This window comes from Flavobacterium oncorhynchi, assembly GCF_002217355.1.
GTDB classification, from domain to species: Bacteria; Bacteroidota; Bacteroidia; order Flavobacteriales; family Flavobacteriaceae; genus Flavobacterium; species Flavobacterium oncorhynchi.
This window is the reverse complement of sequence record NZ_MUHA01000030.1, coordinates 78,314-86,689: the sequence shown is the minus strand read 5'-3', so window position 1 is coordinate 86,689 and position 8,376 is coordinate 78,314. Positions and strand designations below refer to the sequence as shown.

The window sequence follows — 8,376 nt, the reverse complement described above, 5'->3', positions numbered from 1 at the left end:
GTCATCAAAATGTCATCAAATCATCAAAACTTGATACTTTTTTTTATCTGTCATCATTTTCTTGTCATCATTTTTATTTTTGATGACATTTTGATGACAGATTTAAGCCTTATAAATAAAGGGCTGAGCCTATGCTGTCATCAAATAATCATTTTTTCAACCAAAAAAAATTTCAAAATAACATAATGCCTTCCTTTAGCTTGATTTTGATAAATATCCAGGTCATTTGTGACTGTGATTTTTTGGTACTTATTGGAGTTTGGTGAAGGTGATAATTTCCAATTTTCTCGTATGATTTTTTTTATTTCAATAGCATCATATTTTACCTTAAACTTATTTAGAATATTGAGTAAATCTGAGATACTAAATTCTAATATTTCAATATCGATACTTTCCATTACATTCAATAATGTACTTGCTATTTCATGCTCAATTTTACTTGATTTATGTAGAACCAATTTTTCCAAAGCTTTAGTTTTAATTTGTTTTGGAGTAAACCACATTCGAGATTGATTCTCAGTTGACAATTTCCTATTTGTTAGAAAATATAAGAATGCAGGAATTTCTTCAATTAGTTTTTTCAAGAAATTGACATCCTCTTTTTTATAACGAGGCACTTTAATAATCCAAAACCTAATTTCATCCGCATCAATTTTGATAAATGAAGTTTCATTATTAGAGCATAAAATGAATTTTCCAAAAAAGGTAGCTTCCTTTTTGTCCTTTCCTTTGGCTTCTGTTTTGTGGGTGTTACTTGTAGATAAATATTTTATACGTTCTGTAAGTTCATCGGTCTTAAATAGAACTTCATCAATACAAATTAGAAGCTTAGAACTCCAGTCTGAGTTGAAGTTTGATGTGAAGTCACTATTTGTTAAGAAAGTAAGATTGTATTCGTAAATCTCTTTTAGCCACTTTAAAAAAGTTGATTTCCCTGTTGATCTTTCTTTGCTTACTAAACATAGAATAGGTAAAATTTGAGTTGGTTTAGAATAAATTAACTGCAGATAATCAATACCTAAATCTAATTGGTCTCCAAAAATATGTGTTAAAAACGTAAGAGTATTGGTAATGTCACCTTCTTTGGGTGATTTACTTATTTGGTGATAAGTGTTGTAATAATCCTGAACTCTCTTTTTGAAGAACTGAGGATGATTTTCAGGAATACAAATAAAACCATCAAATCTTTCAATTTCTGAAAGTGCATTTTTACCATGATCTTGCCTAATTAATTCTGCTGACCAAATAACCAGAATTTCTATGAAATCTCCTGAAGGTAAAGGGTATAGGGATTTTTTAAAATAGGTAGTTCCTATTCTTAAATACATGTTTTTCATTATACAATATGGTTTTTATTGTATCTTTGTAAGACACAATACGGTTAGAATTAAAATAAAAGGCGTTACAATTCGGCGGAATTGGACGCTTTTATTTTTTATGCGAATTAGTATAATTAGTAGCCTCGTTTTGAATCTGAGTAATAGATTTAGATTTGTTTTGTAGTAACCATTCATCAATCTCTGATTTAGTGAAGAAGAGAGTTCTATTGTTTGGTTTTGAATAGGGAAGGATATTCATATGTACTAATTTATAGACATAACTTTTTGAAAATCCAGTATAGTTTACAACATCATCAACAGTGAAGATTTGTTTATTAGTCCCAATAATAAGTTTTTCTAAATGAGCTAATTTTTGAATAATAGCATTGCTTTCCATAAGTGATTTATTTTATCGTTATAGAAGCAAAAGTCATTAAAGCGTAATAGATAAATATTAATATATTAAGATCTTAATAATTTTTAATTTTTTCAAACATCGATTTCAAGGCGTTAATATCATCTCGATCTTTCATGAATTTACGATATTGTCCTATTGAAGCAGATACTCGACTAGCTTTTATAAGGCCATTTTTGTTTGCAATTTTTGCAGAATACTCAATAGTTGATAATTGAATTTTTAAATTGAAATATAGATCAAGGAAATCGATAAAATGCTTAAAAAGGATATGATCCATTTCAAAGGTGATAATTGAATTGTGGTCTTTCCAATCAAGTTGCAAAACGTTAAGAAACTGTTCGCATGTTGTTTTTTCTTGATTAATAAACATTTGTTGCTCTAGTCCAAAATATATTTTTTTCAAAATGTTAGAATCTATTTCTAATCTGAAATTTTCATTACTAACATTAGGTTTTGATAGTAAGGTAATCTTAATGTTAATTTTATCACATAATTGCTGAGCCATATCTGCATAATTATCTAAAGCAATTCTGATATCATTGAGGTATATGAATCTTTTCATATCAGTAATGTCTTCTAAATTATCAATATAATCATAGAAACTATAATTATTTAAATTCACTGGTTGCAAAATATCGTTATAGATGTAATCCAATAATACTAAAAGCTTATTAATATGAGTGTCCTTTCCATATTCTTTGGTATTGATATAATGATCAACTAATGATTCAAGTCCTTTTTTACAATTTAACTCAACGTATGTTTCTGGAATAAATCTTTCGTCACTAATTGCAATAGTTTCTTGATCTAGCCACGGTAAGGCAAATTCTTCAGGTTTTTGAGTTTCTAAATGAAAAAAAAAATAATTAAGAGTGTTTGTTTCGATTTGATCAATAGGATACCTCAGTAATTTTCCTAGAATAAATAAGAACTGCGACTCGTTCAGTTTAGAAAGTTTCTTTTTTGTCAATAAATTTTTGTTAGTGTAAAAAGTTAGTTCGTTTGTAAAGTGGCTTGAAAATTTGTAGTGTTTATTTTTAAGTTTAAAGAAAGAATGTAACATATGAATCAAATATTAATGTTAGGGATTAAGTTAGCTGCTTCTTTCATCTTAGAATCAATGATTTTAGCGTAGATTTCTGTAGTTTTTAATTCCTTATGTCCTAATCGTTTTGAAACGGTATAAATGTCTGCTCCGTTCTCTAAAAGCAACACTGCATTGGTATGTCTTGCACTATGAAAGGTTATGTGTTTTGTTAATCCAGCTCGCATACACCATCTTAATATTTCGGCATTAAAATGAGCTCCGTATTTCAAGCCTTTGAAAACACGATCAGAAGGATTTTCTCTTTCTCCTAAAAGTTTTCTTGCTTCTGCAGAAATATATAAATATTCTACCCCATCGGTTTTTTCTTGTCTAAAATTTACTCGGCTAATATCTCCTTCATCTCTAACTTCTTTCCAAACTAGTGTATTGATATCAGACCATCTTAAACCAACCAAGCACGAGAAAATGAAGGCTCTTTTCAAAACATCGTGTTTACAATAAGCTTTACTCATAGCTACTAACTCGCTATAAGTTAGATATTCTCTTTGGCTTTCGCCTTGTTCGAATCCTTTTACTTTTTTGACTGGGTTTGTCGTAAGATAACCATCTTCAAAAGCGGAACGTATTGCGGCTTTGAATTTATTATAATAAGAGTATTTAGAGTTTTGAGATAGTGGTAGATCGCTTTTGGTTTTAGCATCTTTATCCAGGTAATTTCGATATGCCTTTACAAATTCTTCATCTACTTCATTAAAAGTTGTATTTGGACTACAGAATCGTTTTAAATGTAGAAAAGAAGCTGTCCAGTTTCCGTAATTCTTTGGAGAATCAATGCGTTCTTCAGCTTGATTACTGTAATATTCTAAAAATAGAGTCTTCGATTTGGTATTGTTTTTAATATCAAATTTGCCCTGAAAGTATTCAGCTTTTCTTATAGATAAAATCTGTTCACTTAAAATTTCAATTTCCTTATTTTCTTTTTTTTCAGCAGCATTTTTAGGATCTTGATAAGGATATAGTTTTAAATATTCGAAATCTCTCAAATGGACACGCTTGCCAACTGCATTGGTGGTTGATCCCTTATAGTATTCCAGATATAAACTATATCTGCCATTTTGTAATTTTTTCTTCTTTAAACTGATTATCATAAGGTGTACATTTTTACACCTAATTTTTAATAAGGTGTACGAGGAGTGTAACAAATGTACAAACTAAAGATAATATTAGAAAGTAAAAATCAAGCTAAATCAATGGCAGTCAAGTAATAGAAAGTATTGGAAACTTAAAGAAAGTATAATTATTTCCCGATACAAAAGTTAGCAAAAATATTACCAAGCAATTCATCATTAGAAACCTGACCAGTAATCAACCCAAATTGGTACAAAGCCTCACGGATATCGAGCGCAATAAGATCACTTGAAAGATTGGTTTCAAGACCATATTTTACTTTTTGAATCTCATCTAAAGCTTTAAGTAAAGAATCATAATGTCTTGTATTTGTAACTATAGTTTCATTGTTACGAAGTGCACCAGTATTTACAAAAGAAAGCAATTCATTCTTTAAATCTTCAACACCAATTTTCTCTTTTGCTGATATCAATAAAAGTGTTGCATTTAAATTTTCAAGCTTACTTGTAATGTTTGAAACTTCGTCAGCAGACAGTATATCTTTTTTATTTACAACAATTACTAAAGGTTTCAGTGGGTATTTATTCTTGATTTGTTCAATTTCAGAAACAAACTCAGAACTTGAAACCTGGAATTTTAAACCATCAAACAAATAAATCACAACCTGAGCCTGATCAATTTTTTCGAAAGTTTTTTTGATTCCAATACTTTCAACAATATCCTTAGTTTCACGGATTCCTGCCGTATCAATAAATCTGAAACCAATACCGCCAATCACCAATTCGTCTTCAATAGTATCACGAGTGGTTCCTGCAATATCCGAAACTATCGCACGTTCTTCGTTTAATAAAGCATTCAACAAAGTCGATTTTCCTACATTTGGCTCACCGACAATTGCAACTGGAATTCCATTTTTAATTACATTTCCAACAGCAAACGAGTCAATTAAACGTTTTAAAACAAATTCAATTCGGTTCAGTAACTCATGGAATTGCGTTCTATCAGCAAACTCAACATCTTCTTCCGCAAAATCTAATTCAAGCTCAATTAAAGAAGCAAAATTTAAAAGTTCCTCTCTCAGTTTTGCAATTTCATTACTAAATCCGCCGCGCATTTGCTGCATAGCGATTTGGTGGGAAGCCTCATTATCTGATGAAATCAAATCGGCAACAGCCTCTGCTTGCGATAAATCAAGTTTTCCGTTCAAGAAAGCTCTTAAAGTAAATTCTCCCGCATCAGCCATTCTGCAGCCTTTTCGCAATAATAACTGAATAATCTGCTGTTGAATATAAGTAGAGCCGTGACAAGAAATTTCAATAGTATCTTCGCCCGTATAAGAATTGGGCCCCTTAAAAACAGATATCAAAACTTCGTCAAGTGTTTTTTCATTATCTATAATATGCCCTAAATGCAAAGTATGTGTTTTTTGCTTAGTTAGATCTTTATTTTTAATAGATTTAAAAACAGAATTACCAATTGAAATGGCTTCAGCACCTGAAATACGAATTATTGCAATAGCACCAGCTCCAGATGGAGTAGCCAATGCAACTATAGAATCTTGATTTATCATAGTGCAAAGGTATAAAAAAAGGGGAAATCATTAAAAGAGCTTAGCGTTTGAATTAAAGTTGAGAATAACTGTTTTTATTTATCGTATTAAGGAATTATTAACTGTTAAATTCCTGATAATTATCAGGCCTTTTTGTTTTTATAATGTTTAAATTTGAGTAACAAACCTATAAAACTCAAATAAAATGAAAAAGATATTATTTCCTACGGATTTTTCTGAAGCAGCAACAAATGCGTTTGTACACGCTTTAGAATTTGCTAAGATTGTCAAAGCCGAGCTTGTTTTGCTTCATACATTTGAGATTCCGGTTTACGACAGTCAGTTTTTTCCAGAGAATTATGCCTCGATTTATAGTTCGATAGAATTGGCAAAATTTGAAATGTTTAAAGATGAAATTCCAAAACTTCGTGCTATTGCGGCAGAGCGAAAATTAGAAGATATTGTTATCAAACACCGTTTAATGGATGGGGATTTGATTTATAATCTTAAAAATGCAGTAGAAGAAGATCAGATAGATTTTGTAATTATGGGAACAAGCGGAGCTTCAGATTGGACAAAATTCTTTACAGGATCAAATACTAATTCTGTAATTTCAGGAGTTGATGTACCGGTTTTATGTGTTCCAGCTGATGCTAAATTTAAGAAAATCAAAACAATTGGTTTCACAACCCGTTATCGCGAAAAAGATAAAGAAGTACTTAGAAAAATATTAAAAATCGCTAAGAAAACTGATGCAAAAGTAAAAAGCTTGTACGTAAGATCATCTGATACCGATGTCGATGATGCGACTATTAAAGAATGGGATAAAGAATTTGCAGCTGAGAATGTTGAATTTTTAGTACTGCCAAGCGACGAAATAAAAGAAACCATTCTTGATTTTATTCTTTATAAAGATATTGATATTCTGACAACTATCACGCATAAAAGATCTTTTTTTGAGTCGATTTTCGAATCAAGTTTTAGTAAAAAAATCACCAAAGAAGTTTCTATACCTGTTTTGATCATGCATGAAAAATGAATTCACTCTTAAACGCAAGCTTTTTGTAAGTGTAAAACCTATATTTGTATTTCATTAAAAGATAAAGATGGAATTATATCAAAATAAAGTTGAACACTTTACAAAAGTTTTTAATAAAATCAATAAAAGATACAACAGCATCAGTGTTTTAAGACTGTTAAGCGTATTTCTATGCTTGTTTATGTTGTTTTATTACATCAAAACAAATCAATTATTTTATATTGGTTTTGCTTTTTTATCTTTTGTTGGTTTTCTTATTTTAATGAGAATCCATTCTAAATTATCAATTGGAAAGGAACTCACAAAAGCAATATTAAAAATCAATGAAAATGAAATCGCATTTTTAAAAAGGGAAAAACTTCCTTTTGAAAACGGAATTGAATTCAATGATTTTCATCATCCGTACGCGTACGATTTAGATATTTTTGGAGAGCATTCGTTATTTCAAAACTTAAACCGAACCGCTACTTTTATTGGCAAGAAAACATTAGCAGAAAAATTATTAATTCTGTTTCCTAATGAAGCAATTCTTGAAAATCAAGTGGCAATTGATGAATTAAATAAAAAGATCGATTGGCGTCAGGAATTTCACGCTTTAGCAATTGTAAGCAACGATTCTAAAAGTTCTTATGAATCATTACTTCATTGGAATTCATTTAAAAACAATACTTTACCTAAAGTTTTAATTGCACTTTCAGTTATTCTTCCAACTCTTTTTTTTGGCTTTCTGATCGCTTATATTATTACATCTAAAACCATTTTATTGTCCTATTTGACCTATGTTTTTATATTCAATATGATGGTTATGGGAAAATCTTTCAAGCGAATTCATTCAGAAATTGCCAAGGCTGATAACGTTGATAAAATCATAAAACAATATAGTTTATTAGTTGAAAAAATAGAAAAAGAAACTTTTGAATCAAAGAAGCTAATCGATTTGCAGAAACAGTTGGTTTTTAAAAATGCAACCGCAAGCACACATCTAAAACAATTATCTGAATTGTTTTCAAGAATGGATACGATAAATAATTTAGTAACTGCAATTGTTTTTAACGGTACCTTTTTGTTTAATCTTCATGTTTTGAGATCACTTTTAAAATGGAAAGAAAATTATTCAGAAGAACTTGAAAAATGGATTTCGATTATTGGCGAATTTGAAGCTTTGAACAGCTTAGCAAATTTAGCACACAATAATCCAGACTTTGTATATCCTGAAATTAATACAGAATACAAAATAGGTTTCGAAAATTTAAGCCATCCATTATTAAATCCGATAAGCAGAGTAGGGAATGATACATACTTTTATCCGGAATCATTTATGATTTTAACAGGATCAAATATGTCTGGGAAAAGTACTTTTTTAAGAAGCTTAGGAATTAATATGGTTCTTGGCGGAATTGGTTCAGTTGTTTGTGCTTCAAAGGCAAATATTCATCCACTTCCAGTTTTGGTTTCAATGCGATTGTCTGATTCTTTAGCAGACAGCGAATCGTACTTTTTTGCTGAAATTAAGCGACTAAAACAAATTATGGACGCTTTAGAAGACCGTCCTGCATTTGTACTGCTCGATGAAATTTTAAGAGGTACAAACTCTGACGATAAACGAAATGGAACTATTGAGGTAGTAAAGAAAGTAATTGCTAAGAAAGCAATTGGTGCAATTGCGACACATGATATTGAGGTTTGTTTAACAACAAATGAATATCCAGAGATTCTAACAAATCAATGTTTTGAAGTTGAAATTAAAAATAACGAACTTCACTTTGATTATAAACTTCGCGCGGGAATCTGCAAAAATAAAAGTGCTACTTTTTTAATGCAGAAAATGGGAGTTATTTAAATTTAAATTTTAGAATGTAGATTTTAAATTTTGCT

At 30.0% G+C, this 8,376-nt stretch carries 7 protein-coding genes; 2 read left to right on the top strand and 5 right to left on the bottom strand.

The window, feature by feature from the left end; translation table 11 throughout:
- Window positions 1–140: 140 nt before the first annotated feature.
- The 5 genes from B0A75_RS19010 to mnmE form a co-directional block, all read right to left on the bottom strand.
- The gene (locus tag B0A75_RS19010; protein WP_089055843.1) at window positions 141–1,337 is read right to left on the bottom strand and encodes a primase-helicase family protein; all 1,197 of its coding nucleotides are present in this window, start codon (window positions 1,335–1,337) and stop codon (window positions 141–143) included.
- A 91-nt stretch (window positions 1,338–1,428) separates the two neighbouring features.
- Window positions 1,429–1,716, bottom strand: coding sequence for a helix-turn-helix transcriptional regulator (locus B0A75_RS19005; RefSeq protein ID WP_089055842.1), 288 nt, complete (start codon window positions 1,714–1,716; stop codon window positions 1,429–1,431).
- Window positions 1,717–1,789: 73 nt separating this feature from the next.
- Entirely contained in the window at window positions 1,790–2,800 is a 1,011-nt protein-coding gene (locus tag B0A75_RS19000; RefSeq protein ID WP_089055841.1) for a hypothetical protein, read from the bottom strand.
- A 5-nt stretch (window positions 2,801–2,805) separates the two neighbouring features.
- Complete coding sequence (locus B0A75_RS18995) at window positions 2,806–3,933, bottom strand: site-specific integrase (RefSeq protein ID WP_089055840.1); 1,128 nt, start codon at window positions 3,931–3,933, stop codon at window positions 2,806–2,808.
- Between the two features lie 149 nt (window positions 3,934–4,082).
- The gene (gene mnmE / locus B0A75_RS18990) at window positions 4,083–5,483 is read right to left on the bottom strand and encodes a tRNA uridine-5-carboxymethylaminomethyl(34) synthesis GTPase MnmE (RefSeq protein ID WP_089055839.1); all 1,401 of its coding nucleotides are present in this window, start codon (window positions 5,481–5,483) and stop codon (window positions 4,083–4,085) included.
- 184 nt (window positions 5,484–5,667) lie between these two features.
- On the opposite strand from mnmE, the gene B0A75_RS18985 reads away from it, so the two are divergent.
- Complete coding sequence (locus B0A75_RS18985) at window positions 5,668–6,501, top strand: universal stress protein (RefSeq protein ID WP_089055838.1); 834 nt, start codon at window positions 5,668–5,670, stop codon at window positions 6,499–6,501.
- Window positions 6,502–6,568: 67 nt separating this feature from the next.
- On the top strand, window positions 6,569–8,341 hold the full coding sequence (locus tag B0A75_RS18980) for a MutS-related protein (protein WP_089055837.1): 1,773 nt from the start codon (window positions 6,569–6,571) through the stop codon (window positions 8,339–8,341).
- Window positions 8,342–8,376: the final 35 nt, after the last annotated feature.